This is a genomic window from Enterobacter sp. DTU_2021_1002640_1_SI_PRY_ASU_LCPMC_013 (assembly GCF_032389435.1).
GTDB lineage: Bacteria > Pseudomonadota > Gammaproteobacteria > Enterobacterales > Enterobacteriaceae > Enterobacter > Enterobacter hormaechei_C.
This window is the reverse complement of the sequence record NZ_CP135594.1, coordinates 4,011,580-4,029,471: the sequence shown is the minus strand read 5'-3', so window position 1 is coordinate 4,029,471 and position 17,892 is coordinate 4,011,580. Positions and strand designations below refer to the sequence as shown.

The 17,892-nt window shown below is 53.8% G+C and carries 15 protein-coding genes; 12 read left to right on the top strand and 3 right to left on the bottom strand.

All coding sequences use genetic code 11. The annotated features are described in order from the left end of the window. The first annotated feature begins 13 nt into the window (after nt 1-13). Nucleotides 14-1,654, top strand: a complete 1,641-nt coding sequence (locus RS584_RS19230) for a thiamine pyrophosphate-binding protein (protein WP_315748475.1) — start codon at nt 14-16, stop codon at nt 1,652-1,654. An 88-nt stretch (nt 1,655-1,742) separates the two neighbouring features. Here the strand turns inward: RS584_RS19230 and RS584_RS19225 are convergent, their stop codons facing one another. Together RS584_RS19225 and RS584_RS19220 are read right to left on the bottom strand one after the other, a co-directional pair. Then, entirely contained in the window at nt 1,743-3,011 is a 1,269-nt protein-coding gene (locus RS584_RS19225; RefSeq protein ID WP_126498780.1) for an OprD family outer membrane porin, read from the bottom strand. A gap of 210 nt (nt 3,012-3,221) precedes the next feature. Next, entirely contained in the window at nt 3,222-3,980 is a 759-nt protein-coding gene (locus RS584_RS19220) for a M48 family metallopeptidase (protein ID WP_119936175.1), read from the bottom strand. A gap of 270 nt (nt 3,981-4,250) precedes the next feature. On the opposite strand from RS584_RS19220, the gene tkt reads away from it, so the two are divergent. The 11 genes from tkt (at nt 4,251) to mscS (ending at nt 16,649) form a co-directional block, all read left to right on the top strand. Continuing rightward, nucleotides 4,251-6,242, top strand: coding sequence for a transketolase (gene tkt, locus RS584_RS19215; RefSeq protein WP_015571818.1), 1,992 nt, complete (start codon nt 4,251-4,253; stop codon nt 6,240-6,242). Between the two features lie 315 nt (nt 6,243-6,557). Beyond that, a complete protein-coding gene (gene cmtB, locus RS584_RS19210; protein ID WP_315748474.1) occupies nt 6,558-7,001 on the top strand; it encodes a PTS mannitol transporter subunit IIA in 444 nt (147 codons plus the stop codon). A 27-nt stretch (nt 7,002-7,028) separates the two neighbouring features. Further along, a complete protein-coding gene (locus tag RS584_RS19205) occupies nt 7,029-8,408 on the top strand; it encodes a PTS mannitol transporter subunit IICB (RefSeq protein ID WP_315748473.1) in 1,380 nt (459 codons plus the stop codon). A gap of 23 nt (nt 8,409-8,431) precedes the next feature. Beyond that, nucleotides 8,432-9,709: a zinc-binding dehydrogenase gene (locus RS584_RS19200; protein ID WP_315748472.1), complete on the top strand. Its 1,278-nt coding sequence runs from the start codon at nt 8,432-8,434 to the stop codon at nt 9,707-9,709. After that, complete coding sequence (gene glpX, locus RS584_RS19195) at nt 9,706-10,677, top strand: class II fructose-bisphosphatase (RefSeq protein WP_315748471.1); 972 nt, start codon at nt 9,706-9,708, stop codon at nt 10,675-10,677. Before RS584_RS19200 ends, glpX begins: the two co-directional genes overlap by 4 nt. Nucleotides 10,678-10,692: 15 nt before the next feature. Further along, the gene (locus RS584_RS19190; RefSeq protein WP_015571811.1) at nt 10,693-11,202 is read left to right on the top strand and encodes an MltR family transcriptional regulator; all 510 of its coding nucleotides are present in this window, start codon (nt 10,693-10,695) and stop codon (nt 11,200-11,202) included. Next, nucleotides 11,199-11,909 (top strand): nucleoside/nucleotide kinase family protein, encoded by a 711-nt coding sequence (locus RS584_RS19185; protein ID WP_315748470.1) that lies wholly within the window; start codon nt 11,199-11,201, stop codon nt 11,907-11,909. Before RS584_RS19190 ends, RS584_RS19185 begins: the two co-directional genes overlap by 4 nt. Nucleotides 11,910-12,202: 293 nt before the next feature. Further along, the gene (gene epd, locus RS584_RS19180) at nt 12,203-13,222 is read left to right on the top strand and encodes an erythrose-4-phosphate dehydrogenase (protein ID WP_315748469.1); all 1,020 of its coding nucleotides are present in this window, start codon (nt 12,203-12,205) and stop codon (nt 13,220-13,222) included. Nucleotides 13,223-13,271: 49 nt separating this feature from the next. After that, nucleotides 13,272-14,435 (top strand): phosphoglycerate kinase, encoded by a 1,164-nt coding sequence (gene pgk / locus RS584_RS19175; protein ID WP_144427991.1) that lies wholly within the window; start codon nt 13,272-13,274, stop codon nt 14,433-14,435. Nucleotides 14,436-14,527: 92 nt separating this feature from the next. Continuing rightward, nucleotides 14,528-15,607 carry a class II fructose-bisphosphate aldolase gene (fbaA, locus tag RS584_RS19170; RefSeq protein WP_017692704.1) on the top strand — a complete coding sequence of 360 codons (1,080 nt, stop codon included), beginning with the start codon at nt 14,528-14,530 and terminating at the stop codon, nt 15,605-15,607. Nucleotides 15,608-15,794: 187 nt separating this feature from the next. Continuing rightward, the gene (gene mscS / locus RS584_RS19165) at nt 15,795-16,649 is read left to right on the top strand and encodes a small-conductance mechanosensitive channel MscS (RefSeq protein ID WP_040118073.1); all 855 of its coding nucleotides are present in this window, start codon (nt 15,795-15,797) and stop codon (nt 16,647-16,649) included. A 46-nt stretch (nt 16,650-16,695) separates the two neighbouring features. Here mscS and RS584_RS19160 read toward each other — a convergent pair whose 3' ends face one another. Beyond that, nucleotides 16,696-17,754 carry an ABC transporter substrate-binding protein gene (locus RS584_RS19160; protein ID WP_315748468.1) on the bottom strand — a complete coding sequence of 353 codons (1,059 nt, stop codon included), beginning with the start codon at nt 17,752-17,754 and terminating at the stop codon, nt 16,696-16,698. Between the last annotated feature and the right edge of the window lie 138 nt (nt 17,755-17,892).

Sequence of the window (17,892 nt, the reverse complement as noted above, 5' to 3'; positions counted from 1 at the left end):
GAAAGGGTGAGCAATGAGCGAAATGATAACCGTCGGCGACGCCATCGCCAGAACGCTGGAGCAGTATCAGGTTGAGGCCATCTACGGCGTCATCTCTATTCACAACCTGCCGATCGCGGATGCGGTTGGGCAGCGGGGCAATATCCGCTTTGTGCCTGCGCGCGGTGAAGCCGGTTCCGTCACCATGGCCGATGCCCACGGGCGCTTTTCCGGCCTCGGCGTGGCGCTGACCAGCACCGGCGCGGGGGCGGGTAATGCGGTAGGCGCGCTGGTGGAAGCCATGAATGCCTGCACGCCGCTGCTGCATTTAACCGGGCAGGTTGAGAAAGCCTGGCTGGACGCCGACACCGGGTTTATCCATGAAACCCGTGACCAGCTGACCTTCCTGAAGGCCAGCTCAAAACGGGCGTACCGCATCAGCAATGCGAATCAGGCGATAGCGATTCTGCATAAAGCTATCCAGGACGCGCAGACCCCGCCGTGCGGACCGGTCTCGGTGGAAATCCCGATTGATATTCAGGGCGCCAAAATTCCGCTGTCGCTGGTGACTAAACCGGTTAAACCGGCATCGGTTCCAGCCGTGGATACCGGAATGGTTGACGCGCTGTGGGCGCAGCTCAAACAGGCGAAACAGCCGCTGCTGTGGCTGGGGGGCGGGGCGCTGGGCAGCGCTGAGGCGGTTAACACGCTGGCGGATGCGGGCATCACCGTGATTTCCAGCACCCACGCGCGCGGCGTGCTGCCGGACAGCCACCGCGCCAGCCTTCGCGCGTTCCACAACTCGCCGTCGGTTGAGGCGCTGATTGCGCAGTGTGATTTTACGCTGGTGGCCGGTTCTCGCCTGCGCAGCAACGAAACCCGATCCTGGACGCTTGAGCTGCCTTCCCCGCGGGTGCAGATCGATATCGACCCGGCGGCAGCAAGCCGTAACTATCTGATGGATAACACGCTGGTAGCCGATTGTTCAGCGGTGCTTGGCGCGCTGGCTGCAAAAGTGCAGGGCCGCGAGTGGGGCAGTCCCCAGTGGGATATGCAGGTGCAGCAGGCGGTCGGGCAAGCTGAGCAGGGGTTGCGCGAGCAGTGCGGCGCCTATGCGAAGCTTAACGACGCCATAGAAAAAGCCCTGCCGAGAGATGGCCTGCTGGTGCGCGATATCACCGTGTCCGGCAGCCTGTGGGGTAGCCGCCTGTTCCGCGCCAACGGTCCGCTAATGAACATTCACTCTCTCGCCGGGGCGATTGGCATGGGCCTGCCGATGGCTATCGGCACCGCGATTGCCAACCCGCAGCGCAAGGTGGTGGGGCTGGTGGGCGACGGCGGCCTGAGTCTGAATTTAGGCGAGCTGGCGACGCTGGCGCAGGAGAAAGCCAACGTGACGCTGCTGGTCATGAACGACGGGGGCTACGGGGTGATGCGCGGTATTCAGGATAAATATTTTGGCGGGCGTCAGTATTATAACGCGCTGCATACGCCGGACTTTACCCTGCTGGCGCAGGCGATTGGCCTACAGGCCTGGAGCGTTGAGCGGGCAGAGGATTTTGATGCGGTGATGACGGAAGCGCTGGCGATGCCGGGGCCGTCGGTTGTGGAAGTGCGGATGGGGCAGATTGGCGCCCTTAAGTTTGCGGGGCCGCCGCAGAAGACGCTTTACTAGCTGTTTCCCCTGATCCCAACCCTCTCCCACAGGGAGAGGGAGAAAACGGTAGGCCGGGTAAGGCGAAGCCGCCACCCGGCTTTTTTCATCAGAACACGTTAAACGGGTATTCCACGTAGGCGCGGATCTCGTCCCCGCCCACGTTGTACTCGCTGGCGTTGCTGGAGACGCGCAGTACGGAGTAGCGCAGCTTCAGCTTCAGATCTTTCGCCGGGCCATCCTGCACCTGGTACTGGATCTGGTTAAACCACTCGTGCTCTTTGCCATTGCTGGTTTCAGAGGTTTTGATGTTATCGCCGCGCACGTAGGCGGTGGTCCAGCTCAGGCCCGGTAAGCCAAGGCCGCCAAAGTCCAGACCGTAGGATGCCTGCCAGGAACGTTCATCTTCGCCGTTGAAATCAGACCAGTAGGAGTTCGCCAGCCAGATGGTGTTACCGCCGTCACCCACGCCGCCTTTGTCGCGATAGCCGCCGTAGTTGTAGCCGGTACTGCCGCTGCTCTGCTGGTACGCCACTTTGAACGTGTGAATGTCCCAGATATAGCTCGCCGCCAGGCTCCAGATGGTGTTGCTGCGGCCCGTGTCGAGGCTGTCCGCGTAATCCTGGTCGAGACGGGAGTTATAGCCGTTGAAGTCGAGCACCAGCTGCTGCCCGGTACTGAACGGCTGTTTGAAGTTCATGCCCAGGTACTGCTTGTTCATCACCTCTTCGTTATGAGAGGCGTACAGCGCGCCGCTGAACTGGTCGTTAAACTGATAGCTCGCACCGCCGAAGGAGAGGCTCTTCAGTCCGCTGTCGTGGCGGTCATCGCTTTTACGCTGCTCGTCGGTGAAGTAACCGGCGTTGACTTCCAGACCGTCAATCTCTTTCGAGGTCAGCATGGCGCCGGTGTAGCTTTCAAACAGCAGGCGGGAGCTGTCGGCATTCACGATGGGCAGCTCAGGGCGCTGATTCCCGTAGCTCAGTACGGTATTCGAGATGCGCATTTTGGCGGTTGCGCCAAACTTTGCCAGATCGGATTTTGCCCGGCCATCATCTTCCTGTTTAAAGAAGTCGATGCCGCCTGCGCCGCTTTTTCCACGGCCGCCGTCCAGGCGCACGCCGTATTGAGCAATACCGTCCACACCAAAGCCCACGAGCCCTTCGGTATAGCCGGATGCAAACGTGGCGATGATCCCCTGACCCCATTCGGCTTTGTCCTGCTGGCCCTGGTGGTAGTCGCGGCTGATATACGCATTGCGTAAAAACAGATCCAGATGGCTGTCGTCAATAAAACCCTTGCTGTCGGATTGCTGGCTTGCGGCGGCAGGTAATGCGGCAAATAAACTTAAAGCAATTAATGATAATTCTTTTTTCACGGAGGGAACGTCTCTGTCTGGATATATTAATTTAAATAACTGCGAAAGAGATAATTACCGGAAAAAATTACCTTTGCAATAATTATGTGACCAGACATTTCAGTGTGACAGGGCAGAGTTGGCGGGGCTTTCAGGGGTTTTATCGATACGTGCTTTTAAGTTAACAATTCATGCGAAATAAAAAGGAGGCAAAACTGCCTCCTTCTGAAATTATTTAATTCCGTCTGCCGCCATACGGTCGCGAATATGCTGCGCGCGCTCAACCGAGGCCGGGTGATCGTCAAACATGGAGCTTTGACGGCCCTCTTCCAGCTTGGCCAGTTTTTCGAAGCTGGTGGCTAAACCTGATGGATTGATGCCGCGTTTGCGCAACAGATCGTAGGAGTAGTCGTCCGCCTCGGACTCCTGGCGCTGGGAGAACTGCGAGTTGACCAGCTTCTCGCCCATGTCGCCAATCTGAGACTGAGACAGGCTGCCGACGATGCCGCCCGCGGAGGCCGCCGCCGCACGAACGGCGTTAGTACCCAGCGCAACCTGCATGCCTTTCTTCACGTGACCCAGTGCAACGTGGCCCATTTCGTGGCCGATCACCGCTTCGACTTCGTTGTCGGTCATCATGTCCATCAGCCCGCTGTATACGCGGATACAGCCGTTTGCCATCGCGAAGGCGTTCACGTCTTTCGCCACGTAGACTTTGTAGTTCACCGGCTGGCCGTTGATGTTGTCGCCCAGGGCGGAAGCAATCTTATTCAGACGCTGCGTATAGGTACTGTTAGCCGGGGCGAGGGTGGCTTTTGCATCCATATCTTTACAGGCCTGGTCGCTCAGCGTTTTAACCTGCTCATCGCTCAGGGAATACGCCTGGAAGGCCTCGGCCCCTGACGACATCAGACCGTTAGAATCCATATTTTGGCAGCCGCTCAGCAGGAGCGTTGTACCCAGGGCCAGCACTATTGCACGCATTTTCATTATGTTGCTTCCGTACTCGTTAATCTGAATAAAATCCGAAAAGTGCACCGTCAGCGAAGCCGGTGAGGCTAAGTATAAGGAATATCGACAGGGGCGGGCGAGCAGATTGCGCAACATGCGAGCATGATCCAGAGATTTCTTAACACGCAAAAGAATGCTCCATGTACATGACTTGCGGCTTGGGTTACATTGTTGGCACTTTTTTCCGGCGTAGCCCAAAACGCGCTGTCGTCAAGGGCATGGCCTTTAACAGTCCGATCTGGAGTTAAAATGTCCTCACGTAAAGAGCTTGCTAATGCTATTCGTGCGCTGAGCATGGACGCAGTACAGAAAGCCAAATCCGGCCACCCGGGCGCCCCTATGGGCATGGCTGACATCGCCGAAGTCCTGTGGCGTGATTTCCTTAACCACAACCCGCAGAACCCGGCATGGGCAGACCGCGACCGTTTCGTGCTGTCTAACGGCCACGGCTCTATGCTGATCTACAGCCTGCTGCACCTCACTGGCTACGATCTGCCAATCGAAGAGCTGAAAAACTTCCGTCAGCTGCACTCCAAAACTCCAGGTCACCCGGAAGTGGGCTACACCGCTGGCGTTGAAACCACTACCGGTCCGCTAGGTCAGGGCATCGCTAACGCCGTAGGGATGGCGATTGCAGAGAAGACCCTGGCGGCGCAGTTTAACCGTCCTGGCCACGACATCGTTGACCACTTCACCTACGCCTTCCTGGGCGACGGCTGCATGATGGAGGGCATTTCTCACGAAGTGTGCTCCCTGGCAGGCACCCTGAAGCTGGGTAAACTGGTTGCGTTCTACGACGACAACGGCATCTCCATCGACGGTCATGTTGAAGGCTGGTTCACTGACGACACCGCCGCACGTTTCGAAGCCTACGGCTGGCACGTTGTGCGCGGCGTTGATGGCCACGATGCTGACTCGATTAAACGTGCCGTAGAAGAAGCGCGCGCCGTGACCGACAAACCGTCCCTGCTGATGTGCAAAACCATCATCGGCTTCGGTTCTCCGAACAAAGCGGGCACTCACGACTCCCACGGCGCACCGCTGGGCGACGCGGAAATTGCACTGACCCGTGAAGCGCTTGGCTGGAAACACCCTGCCTTCGAAATCCCGTCTGAAATCTACGCTCAGTGGGATGCGAAAGAAGTGGGCCAGGCGAAAGAAGCGGCCTGGAACGAGAAGTTCGCGGCATACGCGAAAGCCTTCCCTCAGGAAGCGGCTGAATTCACCCGTCGTATGAAAGGCGACATGCCGTCTGACTTCGACGCGAAAGCGAACGAGTTCATCGCGAAGTTGCAGGCGAACCCAGCCAAGATCGCCAGCCGTAAAGCATCTCAGAATGCGATCGAAGCGTTTGGCCCTCTGCTTCCAGAGTTCCTCGGCGGCTCCGCTGACCTGGCGCCATCAAACCTGACCCTGTGGTCCGGATCTAAGCCAATCAACGAAGATACTGCCGGTAACTACATCCATTACGGTGTACGTGAATTCGGGATGACCGCGATTGCCAACGGTATCGCTCTGCACGGTGGCTTCCTGCCGTACACCTCTACCTTCCTGATGTTTGTGGAATATGCACGTAACGCCGTGCGTATGGCTGCGCTGATGAAACAGCGTCAGGTGATGGTCTACACCCACGACTCCATCGGTCTGGGCGAAGACGGTCCTACCCACCAGCCAGTAGAGCAGGTGGCTTCTCTGCGCGTGACCCCGAACATGAGCACATGGCGTCCATGTGACCAGGTTGAATCTGCGGTGGCGTGGAAATACGGCGTTGAGCGTCATGATGGCCCGACCGCGCTGATCCTCTCCCGTCAGAACCTGGCGCAGCAGGAGCGTACCCCAGAGCAGCTGGCAAACATCGCGCGCGGTGGTTACGTGCTGAAAGATTGCGCAGGCCAGCCTGAGCTGATCTTCATCGCTACCGGTTCTGAAGTTGAACTGGCCGTTGCCGCATGGGAAAAACTGACTGCCGAAGGCGTGAAAGCGCGCGTGGTCTCCATGCCGTCTACCGATGCGTTCGACAAGCAGGATGCCGCGTACCGCGAATCCGTACTGCCTAAAGCGGTCTCCGCTCGCGTGGCAGTGGAGGCGGGTATTGCTGACTACTGGTACAAATACGTTGGCCTGAACGGTGCTATCGTCGGTATGACCACGTTCGGTGAGTCTGCGCCGGCTGAACAGCTGTTTGAAGAGTTTGGCTTCACCGTTGAGAACGTTGTCGCTAAGGCGAAAGAACTGCTGTAAACCTCTCAATGAGGCAGAACGGGTCGCTCAGGCGGCCCGTTTTTTATTTCTTTGGTATTTTTTTTGGTTATAACAATACATATTTGGTGATTTATATCACGAATACGTAAAGTCGTGATGTGTGTAATTTGCAATGGGTATCACATATATAGACTTGCTTTTTTATTTTTCGTTTTTAACGATTTGTTTTTGTTCGTTTTATTAAAATACAGTCTGACACTCTCGCTATTTTCTCCCCGTTTGATTTCATTTTACCGCAGGCGTATTTTGTTTTTAGCGATACGTTGTACCCTAAAAATAAAATAAGGATGATATATGCGGTTAATTGATTATTTCCCTGAATCCTCAATATCAATAAAATCCGCAGCAAAGGACTGGCAGGAAGCCATTGATTTGTCCATGTCGTCTTTGCTGCAAAATCATTATATTGACGCTGGTTATATTGAAGCAATTAAAACCTCGACGCTTACTAATGGTCCTTATTACATTCTCGCTCCGGGTGTAGCGATGCCTCATGCCCGTCCGGAGTGCGGTGCCTTAAAAACAGGTATGTCATTAACGCTTCTTAAACAGGAAGTGCAGTTTGCCGACGACGATGAGCCCGTGAAATTACTCATTGGTTTATCGGCGGCGGATGCGGATTCACATATCGGCGCTATCCAGGCATTAAGCGAATTATTATGTGAAGAAAATAAACTGTCGGCGTTGTTAACCGCTAAGTCAGAAAAGCAGTTGGCGGATATTATCGCTCGCGCATAATTATTCTCTCCTTTACAGGACATTATTATGGAACACAAGTCTGCTCGTGCAAAGGTCCAGGCTTTTGGGGGCTTTTTGACTGCAATGGTCATCCCGAATATTGGCGCTTTTATTGCCTGGGGATTTATTACCGCATTATTTATTCCAACCGGCTGGATGCCAAATAAGCATTTTGCCAAAATTGTCGGTCCGATGATCACCTATTTATTGCCGGTGATGATTGGCTCTACCGGTGGACACCTGGTTGGCGGCAAACGTGGGGCGGTGATGGGGGGGATCGGCACTATCGGCGTGATTATCGGCGCGGATATTCCTATGTTCCTCGGCTCAATGATCATGGGGCCACTTGGCGGTCTGGTGATTAAGCACATCGATCGGCTGCTGGATAAACGCATTCCCGCTGGTTTTGAGATGGTCATCAACAACTTCTCGCTGGGTATTGCGGGCATGCTCCTCTGCCTGCTGGGATTTGAAGTGATCGGCCCTGCGGTGTTAATTGCCAATAACTTTATCAAAGAATGTATTGAAGCACTGGTGCATGCGGGCTATTTGCCGCTGCTGTCGCTGATTAACGAACCGGCAAAAATCCTGTTTTTAAATAACGCTATCGATCAGGGTGTTTATTATCCGCTGGGAATGCAGCAGGCTTCCGAAACGGGTAAATCCATCTTCTTTATGGTGGCCTCCAACCCCGGGCCGGGATTAGGTCTGCTGCTGGCTTTTACTTTTTTTGGCAAAGGGATGGCAAAGAAATCAGCCCCTGGCGCGATGATTATTCACTTCCTGGGCGGCATTCACGAGCTCTATTTCCCTTACGTACTGATGAAACCGCTGACGCTGATTGCGATGATCGCTGGCGGCATGAGCGGAACGTGGATATTTAATATGTTGGGCGGTGGTCTGGTGGCTGGCCCAAGTCCGGGTTCGATTTTCGCCTATCTCGCGTTAACGCCTAAGGGTGCTTTTCTCGCAACGATTGCTGGCGTAACGGCAGGCACGCTGGTCTCTTTTGCAGTCACCTCCCTGATCTTAAAAATGGATAAAAGTCATGAAGCTGAAACGGAAGATACTTTCAATGATTCTGCCAAAGCCGTAAAAGCCATGAAGCAGGAAGGCAAGTTTTCTTATCGGGATATTAAGCGCATCGCTTTTGTCTGCGATGCCGGAATGGGCTCCAGCGCCATGGGCGCGACGACATTCCGGAAACGTCTGGAAAAGGCCGGGCGAGATATCGACGTAAAACATTACGCCATCGAAAATGTGCCTGACGATGCGGACATTATTGTTACCCATGCCAGCCTGGAAGGGCGCGCTAAACGGGTCAGTGACAAACCGTTAGTGCTGATAAAAAACTATCTCGGCGATCCGCAGCTTGACGATCTCTTTAAGCATTTAACGGCGAATTAATCTATCTGGTTCCTGGAGTCATTATGAAAACGAAAGTGGCTGCCATTTATGGCAAGCAGGATGTTCGTATCCGTGAATTTGAACTGCCCGAAATAAGCGACAATGAACTGCTGGTGAGCGTAATTTCTGACAGCGTTTGTTTATCAACCTGGAAGGCAGCGAAATTAGGCAGTGAACATAAACGTGTGCCGGACGATCTGGAAAAACATCCGGTCATCACCGGACATGAATGCGCCGGGGTGATTGTTGAGGTCGGGAAAAATCTGACCGGAAAATATAAAAAAGGTCAGCGCTTTGTTTTACAACCGGCAATGGGATTACCGACCGGTTATTCTGCTGGCTACAGCTATGAATATTTTGGCGGCAATGCGACGTATATGATTATTCCAGAAGTCGCGATTAAACTGGGGTGCGTTTTACCTTATCACGGCTCCTATTTTGCGGCGGCTTCGCTGGCGGAACCCATGTGCTGCATTATCGGCGCGTATAACGCCAATTATCATACGACGCAATATGTCTATGAGCACCGGATGGGTGTGAAGCCGGGAGGTAATATTGCGCTTCTGGCCTGCGCCGGGCCGATGGGAATTGGCGCTATTGATTATGCGATTAACGGCGGGATTCAGCCGTCGCGCGTTGTGGTGGTGGATATTGATGAGGCCCGCCTCGCGCAGGCAAAAAAATTACTGCCGGTTGCGCTGGTGGCACAAAAGGGTATTGAGCTTATCTATGTCAATACCTCCGAACTGGAGAACCCTGCCGCTACGTTACGCGCATTAACTGACAATGCAGGCTTTGACGACGTGTTTGTCTATGCCGCGGTTCCGGCGGTCATTGAACTGGCAGACGATCTTCTCGCCGAGGACGGGTGCCTGAATTTCTTCGCCGGACCAACGGACAGCAATTTCAAGGTGCCATTTAATTTTTACAACGTCCATTACAACAGTACCCACGTGGTGGGCACCTCCGGCGGTTCGACGGAAGACATGAAAGAGGCGATTGCGCTGAGTGCAACGGGTCAGCTCCAGCCGTCGTTTATGGTGACCCACATCGGCGGCCTTGATGCGGTGCCGCATACGGTGCTCAATCTGCCGGACATTCCTGGTGGCAAGAAGCTTATCTATAACGGTGTCACCATGCCGTTAACGGCCATTGCCGATTTTGCCGAAAAGGGTAAAACCGACCCGCTTTTCCGGGAGCTGGCAAGGCTTGTGGAAGAGACTCAAGGCATCTGGAATGAAAAAGCAGAGCGCTATCTTCTGGCGCAGTTTGGGGTGGATATTGGGGAGGCTGAGGCATGATGTCTCTGGCGTGGCCGCTCTTTCGCGTGACCGAACAGGCGGCGCTGGCCGCCTGGCCGCAAACCGGGTGCGGCGATAAAAACCGAATCGACGGGCTGGCGGTAACCGCCATGCGTGAGGCGCTAAACGCGATAGCGATTCGCGGGCGTATCGTTATCGGCGAAGGTGAGATTGACCATGCGCCAATGCTGTGGATTGGCGAGGAGATCGGCAGCGGCGTCGGCCCGGCGGTGGATATTGCCGTCGATCCCATCGAGGGAACCCGCATGGTGGCGATGGGGCAAAGCAATGCGCTGGCTGTGATGGCGTTTGCGCCTGAGGGCAGCCTGTTTCATGCCCCTGATATGTACATGAAAAAACTGGTGGTTAACGCAGCGGCAGCCGGGGCAATCAGCCTCGCTCTCCCGCTGGCAGAGAATCTTCGCAACGTTGCCCGGGCGCTGGGCAAGCCGCTGGAGCATCTGCGGATGGTGACGCTGGACAAACCGCGCCTGCAAAATGCAATTGCTGAGGCGACGCGGCTGGGCGTGAAAGTGTTTGCGCTGCCCGATGGCGACGTCGCTGCCAGCGTTCTGACCTGCTTACAGGATAATCCCTATGATCTGATGTACACCACAGGCGGCGCGCCGGAAGGGGTGATCTCCGCCTGCGCGGTGAAAGCGCTGGGTGGCGATATGCAGGCGGAGCTGATCGATTTTTGTGAAGCGAAAGGGGAGAGTCCTGAGAACCGTCGGGTCGCCGTGCAGGAGCACCGTCGCTGTGCGGAGATGAAGGTGGAAGTCAATCGTATCTATACCCTTAGCGAACTGGTAAAGGGCAATGACATCCTGTTCAGCGCGACGGGCGTGACGGGCGGCGAACTGGTTAAAGGTATTCAACAGGTTGCGAAGGGTGTGCGCACGCAAACTTTACTGATCGGCGGCGCAGATCGAACGTGTAATATAATAGACTCTCTGCATTCACGGTGATTTATCGAGATACAAATGACGACACTGACAGAAGACGATGTGCTTGAGCAACTGGATGCTCAGAATAACCTCCTCGCATTTATGACGACGGCACAGTCTTTTTTACTCCAGGGCATTAAATGTTTTCTGCCGTCGCTGTTTGTCGATAACGATGAAGAGATCGTGGAATATGCAGTGAAGCCGTTACTCGCCCGGAGTGGGCCGCTTGATGACATCGATGTGGCGTTACGCCTGATCTATGCGCTGGGGAAAATGGAAAAATGGCTCTACGCCGACATAACGCATTTTTCGCAGTTTTATCAGTATCTGAACGAGCAGGATACGATCCCTGGCTTCGCCGATGACATCACCTGGGATTTTATCAGCAACGTTAATTGCATCACCCGTAACGCGACGTTATTCAGCGCGCTGGAGTCGATGAAATTTGCTGACTTTGCCGCATGGTCTGAGGTTCGCTTTACCGCAATGATCAAGACGGCGCTCACCCTGGCGGTAACGACAATTTTAAAGGAACTTACGCCGTGAAAATTGGGCTAACGGTCAATGGGCTATATGTAGAAGCACATTATCCTGACGACGAAATTGAAAATGTTCATAAGCCTTTGCTGCGGCAACTGGCGAAACGGCATTTCGCCAGCGCCAGCAGACGTACGATTGTTTTTCTCAGCGCCCCGCCCGGTACGGGCAAGTCCACGCTGACCGCCTTCTGGGAATATCTCTCTCGTCAGACGGAGGGGCTCGCTCCGATTCAGACGTTGCCGATGGATGGATTTCATCACTACAACGTCTGGCTGGAAGCGCATAACCTGCGCGCGTACAAAGGCGCCCCGGAGACCTTTGATGTCGACAGGCTGGCGCAACATCTGCGGCAGATAAAAGAGGGCGACGGTACCTGGCCGCAGTATGACCGGCAAACGCACGACCCTGTCGAAGGGGCGATCGTGGTAACGGCACCCATCGTGATTGTTGAGGGTAACTGGTTACTGCTCGATGATGAACGATGGCGAGCGCTGGTGGAATACTGTGATTTTTCATTGTTTATTCGCGCGCCTGCTGAAGCGTTACGCACGCGCCTGGTGGGACGTAAGCTGGCCGGGGGGCTCTCTCAGGCCGATGCCGACGCGTTTTATGCCCGCACCGACGGGCCAAACGTGGAGCGTGTTTTGCGTCACAGCCGTCCTGCCAATGTGGAACTGATGATGTCGGCAAATGGCGAATACCGACTCGTCTGATCCTCAGCGGCTTTCAGCGGGGGCTCCGGTCGACCCGCCGCGTTTTTACGTGGCGGGATGAAAAGGGATTATTCCGGAAAAATGTGATGGAGATCAGATAAAATCGCTCTTAATCTGGACAGAGATTCCTTTTATTCCCCGATTCGCTTATTCTTGCTGAAGCGTTTCAGTCGATTAAATGTTCGACAATTGACCAATCAATCGCAGTTTGTGACAGCAAGGATTCCCCTTCGGGCGTCGCTGGATTACTCTTTCAGCCACCTCAAACTCAGGGATAGCTTTGCAGGAGATCTATGACCGTACGCGTAGCGATTAATGGCTTCGGTCGCATCGGACGCAACGTGGTTCGTGCTTTATATGAATCCGGGCGTCGTGCGGAAATCATCGTGGTGGCAATCAATGAACTGGCGGATGCTGCGGGCATGGCGCATTTGTTGAAATATGACACCAGCCACGGTCGCTTTGCCTGGGACGTTCGCCAGGAAAGGGAACAGCTGTTCGTCGGTGACGATGCCATCCGCGTGCTGCATGAGAACAGTATTGAAGGGCTGCCCTGGCGCGAACTGGGTGTGGATGTGGTGCTGGACTGTACCGGCGTGTACGGTAACCGTGAACATGGCGAAGCGCATCTGAATGCTGGCGCGAAAAAAGTGCTGTTCTCCCATCCCGGCAGTCACGACCTCGACGCCACCGTCGTGTTTGGCGTCAACCAGCATGAGCTGCAAGCTGAACACCGCATTGTCTCAAACGCCTCCTGCACCACCAACTGCATTATTCCGGTCATTAAACTGTTAGACGATGCGTATGGCATTGAATCCGGCACCGTGACCACGATTCATTCCGCCATGCACGATCAGCAGGTAATCGACGCCTACCATCCGGATTTACGACGCACTCGCGCGGCGAGCCAGTCCATCATTCCGGTTGATACGAAACTGGCCGCCGGGATCACCCGTATTTTCCCGCAGTTTAACGACCGTTTCGAAGCGATTGCCGTGCGCGTGCCGACGATAAACGTCACCGCAATCGATCTTAGCGTGACGGTGAAAAAACCGGTAAAAGCCTGTGAAGTCAACCTGTTGCTGCAAAAAGCGGCACAGGGAGCATTTCATGGTATAGTTGACTATACGGAATTACCGTTGGTCTCAGTAGATTTTAACCACGACCCGCACAGCGCCATCGTGGATGGCACGCAGACGCGAGTCAGTGGTGCGCACCTTATCAAGACGCTGGTCTGGTGTGATAACGAATGGGGCTTTGCTAACCGAATGCTCGACACCACGTTAGCCATGGCCGCAAAAGGTTTCAGGTAGAGCGCACCTTGCGCTTGCAAAACTTTAAGAATCAACGAGAGGATTCACCATGTCTGTAATTAAGATGACCGATCTGGATCTGGCAGGTAAACGCGTTTTCATCCGTGCCGATCTGAACGTACCGGTTAAAGATGGCAAAGTGACCAGCGACGCGCGTATCCGTGCATCTCTGCCAACCATTGAACTGGCTCTGAAGCAGGGCGCTAAAGTGATGGTCACCTCCCACCTGGGCCGTCCAACTGAAGGCGAGTACAACGAAGAGTTCTCTCTGCTGCCGGTTGTTAATTACCTGAAAGACAAACTGTCCAGCCCGGTTCGCCTGGTGAAAGATTACCTGGACGGCGTGGAAATTGCCGAAGGTGAGCTGGTTGTTCTGGAAAACGTTCGCTTCAACAAAGGCGAAAAGAAAGACGACGAAACCCTGTCCAAAAAATACGCTGCGCTGTGCGACGTATTCGTGATGGATGCATTCGGTACGGCTCACCGTGCGCAGGCATCTACCCACGGTATCGGTAAATTCGCAGACGTCGCCTGTGCAGGTCCGCTGCTGGCTGACGAACTGGAAGCGCTGGGTAAAGCTCTGAAAGAACCTGCTCGTCCAATGGTCGCTATCGTTGGTGGTTCTAAAGTGTCTACCAAACTGACCGTACTGGATTCCCTGTCCAAAATCGCTGACCAGCTGATCGTTGGTGGTGGTATCGCGAATACCTTCGTTGCTGCGCAAGGCCATAACGTGGGTAAATCCCTGTACGAAGCGGATCTGGTTGACGAAGCCAAACGTCTGCTGAGCACCTGTGATATCCCGGTTCCAACTGACGTTCGTGTAGCTACCGAGTTCTCCGAAACTGCTACTGCAACCCTGAAGTCTGTTAACGACATCAAAGATGAAGAGCAAATTCTGGACCTGGGCGACGTTTCTGCACAGAAACTGGCTGAAATCCTGAAAAACGCAAAAACTATCCTGTGGAACGGTCCTGTCGGCGTGTTCGAATTCCCGAACTTCCGCAAAGGGACTGAGATCGTGGCTAATGCTATCGCAGACAGCGAAGCGTTCTCTATCGCAGGCGGTGGTGACACCCTGGCAGCTATCGATCTGTTCGGTATCGCTGACAAGATCTCCTACATCTCCACTGGTGGCGGCGCATTCCTCGAATTCGTGGAAGGTAAAGTCCTGCCAGCAGTAGCAATGCTCGAAGAGCGCGCTAAGAAGTAAGCCATTCAGGGGCAGGGAAACCTGCCCAATTTTCAGCGCGCTTATCAGAGCTCGCACCTTTTCTAACGGCCGAAGATACAGGACTAAGCAACATGTCTAAAATTTTTGATTTCGTAAAACCTGGCGTTATCACTGGTGATGACGTACAGAAAGTGTTCCAGGTAGCTAAAGAAAACAACTTCGCTCTGCCAGCAGTTAACTGCGTAGGTACCGACTCCATCAACGCCGTACTGGAAACCGCTGCAAAAGTTAAAGCACCGGTTATCGTTCAGTTCTCTAACGGCGGCGCTGCGTTCATCGCAGGTAAAGGCGTGAAAACTGACGTTCCTCAGGGCGCTGCTATCCTGGGTGCTATCTCTGGCGCACATCACGTTCACCAGATGGCTGAGCACTACGGTGTTCCGGTTATCCTGCACACTGACCACTGCGCGAAAAAACTGCTGCCGTGGATCGACGGTCTGCTGGACGCAGGTGAAAAACACTTCGCAGCAACCGGTAAGCCACTGTTCTCTTCTCACATGATCGACCTGTCCGAAGAGTCTCTGGAAGAAAACATCGAGATCTGCTCTAAGTACCTGGCGCGTATGTCCAAAATGGGCATGACCCTGGAAATCGAACTGGGTTGCACCGGCGGTGAAGAAGACGGTGTGGACAACAGCCACATGGACGCTTCTGCTCTGTACACTCAGCCAGAAGACGTTGATTACGCTTACACCGAGCTGAGCAAAATCAGCCCACGCTTCACCATCGCAGCGTCCTTCGGTAACGTACACGGCGTATACAAACCAGGTAACGTGGTTCTGACCCCGACCATCCTGCGTGATTCTCAGGAATATGTGTCCAAAAAACACAACCTGCCGCACAACAGCCTGAACTTCGTCTTCCACGGCGGTTCCGGTTCTTCTGCTCAGGAAATCAAAGACTCCGTAAGCTATGGCGTAGTGAAAATGAACATCGATACCGACACCCAATGGGCAACCTGGGACGGTATCCTGCAATACTACAAAACCAACGAAGCTTACCTGCAAGGTCAGCTGGGCAACCCGAAAGGCGAAGACCAGCCGAATAAGAAATACTACGATCCACGCGTATGGCTGCGCGCTGCCCAGACTTCTATGATTACTCGTCTGGAGCAGGCATTCAAAGAACTGAACGCGGTTGACGTTCTGTAATTTGAGCTGCTAAACGCCTCAGAAAGGTCCGCAAACGCGGGCCTTTTTTTATGCCTTTTCAATAGCCTGATGCCTCTGTTTTTGTGATCTGTTTGGCAATATCATGGCTTTTTGTTTACCCTTTACTGACCTGCCTGTCTCCGTGTGGGATAGATTTTGTGGTTTTTATGAGCATAAGGAAAGATAAATGGAAGATCTCGGTGTTGTAGATAGCATCAATAACGCTGGCTCCTGGCTGGTGCGCAACCAGGCGCTCCTGATTAGTTACGCTGTGAATATTGCGGCAGCAATTGCCATCATTGTCGTGGGGATGATTATTGCCCGTACGGTTTCCAGGGGCGTTAATCGCGTAATGCTATCCCGTCATATCGATGCAACCGTTGCTGATTTCCTTTCTGCGCTGGTGCGTTACGGGATTATTGCGTTTACCCTCATTGCGGCAATGGGGCGGGTCGGTGTACAGACCGCTTCGGTCATTGCTGTACTTGGTGCCGCTGGTCTGGCCGTAGGTCTCGCTCTTCAGGGCTCGCTGGCTAACCTTGCGGCTGGCGTACTGTTAGTGACGTTCCGTCCTTTCCGTGCCGGAGAGTATGTTGATCTCGGTGGCACTGCGGGCACCGTGCTGAACGTGCAGATTTTCTCCACCACGCTGCGTTCGGCAGACGGCAAAATCGTCATTGTGCCAAACAAGAAAGTGATTGATGGCAACATTACTAACTTCTCTCGTGAGCCGGTTCGCCGTAATGAACTCATTATCGGGGTTGGCTATGATTCAGATACTGAGCTGGTGAAAAAGCTGATTACCGATATCATCGAATCAGATGACCGCATTCTTAAAGATCGTGAAATGACCGTTCGCCTGAACGAGCTGGGCGCGTCATCCATTAATTTTGTGGTGCGCATCTGGAGTAAAAGTGGCGATCTGCAAAACGTTTACTGGGACGTGCTGGAACGCATCAAGCGTGACTTTGACGCCAACGGTATCAGCTTCCCTTATCCGCAGATGGATGTGAACTTCAAAAAAGTGAAAGAAGCTGACTAACGCCCGTCAGTTCAGACAACGCCCGCATTGTATGCGGGCGTTGAGCCTATCGCTTTTGCCGGGCGTTAGCCTCCAGCAATAAACGTAGCTCATGCATCAATTTGCCTGCGTCCGTATTACCCTTACTTTCCTGTTGCCGTACCCATTCCTCCTGAACCTCTTGATATCGCGTTGCTTTCTGCCATTCCAATTGCTCATCACGGCTCAGAAGATGAAGCTTAGCGCCTTCGTTTTCCAGACGCGTGGTGAGAGAAGCCAGCCCGCTGTCCAACGCCGCACCGAGTTGTTTCTCCGTGGTTTCGGCTGCACGACGAATAGCAAGACGATCCCGCTCGTCCAGTGCGTTTAAGGTGTCCTTATTTATAACCAGAAGGTAGACATGCCCCAGCCAGAGCGCAGGAGAATAATGAATGTAGGGCGCCGCGCGCTGCGCATGTATGTCATCTCCGCTGTCGAGATTCACCATAAGGCCATTCAACTGTCCCGTGCGCAACGCGTCGGTAATCTTGTCATTCCAGGGCATTGCCAGGGTAGCTCCGCCAGCATTGCGCAAAAATGACTGGTGCCAGAAGCTGGCGGTTCGCCATTTTGTTCCCTCTAGCTGCTTCAGCTTAACGTCTGGCTGACGGGTAAAGAACCCGACCGGATAACCCAGGAAGAACTGCAAATTCACCAGGTTATTCTGCCCAAGCTCGCGGGCAAACTGTGGGTATTGCTGGAACACGCGATGAAAGAAGCGCACCTGGGCCTCGCCGTTTGCAGGCCCCAGGGGAAAGCTTTTGAATATTTGATGAAGCGGCAGTTGCTCCGTCGTATATTCAGGGACAACGATGCCAATATCAGCTCTGGTGCCCTGGCCAAGCGTACTTAGCGCATTGTAACTACTTGATATATCACCTTTCCAGTGGGCTTCAATTTTCAGGCGGCCTTGCGATTCTTTTTCAATCTCACTAAAGAAAACGTTTTTGATAAATTGCGTACGCATATTGCCGTACGGTTCGTGGTCCGTGTAGCGAAGTATCTTTTCTGCACTCGCTATGGCCGGAAATGCCGTTAAGAGCGCAAATATGGCGGAGATGACCATTGCAACGCCTTGATGTTTCATATGATTTCCTGTGAGAATTTTTCGGCCTGGGGCAATACAGCATACGCCGGGTCGCGAGAGGGCAGGTTTTATAAAATCTTAATATTGTATACAGCAGGGTTTTATTAGTGATTCTAATCAATCATTAAAATTTTAAAT

Coding starts and splice junctions, on each gene's coding strand:
- pgk (WP_144427991.1), top strand. CDS start 13,272: ATGTCTGTAATTAAGATGACCGATCTGGATCTGGCAGGTAAACGCGTT.
- epd (WP_315748469.1), top strand. CDS start 12,203: ATGACCGTACGCGTAGCGATTAATGGCTTCGGTCGCATCGGACGCAAC.
- mscS (WP_040118073.1), top strand. CDS start 15,795: ATGGAAGATCTCGGTGTTGTAGATAGCATCAATAACGCTGGCTCCTGG.
- RS584_RS19160 (WP_315748468.1), bottom strand. CDS start 17,754: ATGAAACATCAAGGCGTTGCAATGGTCATCTCCGCCATATTTGCGCTC.
- RS584_RS19190 (WP_015571811.1), top strand. CDS start 10,693: ATGACGACACTGACAGAAGACGATGTGCTTGAGCAACTGGATGCTCAG.
- RS584_RS19220 (WP_119936175.1), bottom strand. CDS start 3,980: ATGAAAATGCGTGCAATAGTGCTGGCCCTGGGTACAACGCTCCTGCTG.
- cmtB (WP_315748474.1), top strand. CDS start 6,558: ATGCGGTTAATTGATTATTTCCCTGAATCCTCAATATCAATAAAATCC.
- RS584_RS19200 (WP_315748472.1), top strand. CDS start 8,432: ATGAAAACGAAAGTGGCTGCCATTTATGGCAAGCAGGATGTTCGTATC.
- RS584_RS19230 (WP_315748475.1), top strand. CDS start 14: ATGAGCGAAATGATAACCGTCGGCGACGCCATCGCCAGAACGCTGGAG.
- glpX (WP_315748471.1), top strand. CDS start 9,706: ATGATGTCTCTGGCGTGGCCGCTCTTTCGCGTGACCGAACAGGCGGCG.
- fbaA (WP_017692704.1), top strand. CDS start 14,528: ATGTCTAAAATTTTTGATTTCGTAAAACCTGGCGTTATCACTGGTGAT.
- RS584_RS19205 (WP_315748473.1), top strand. CDS start 7,029: ATGGAACACAAGTCTGCTCGTGCAAAGGTCCAGGCTTTTGGGGGCTTT.
- tkt (WP_015571818.1), top strand. CDS start 4,251: ATGTCCTCACGTAAAGAGCTTGCTAATGCTATTCGTGCGCTGAGCATG.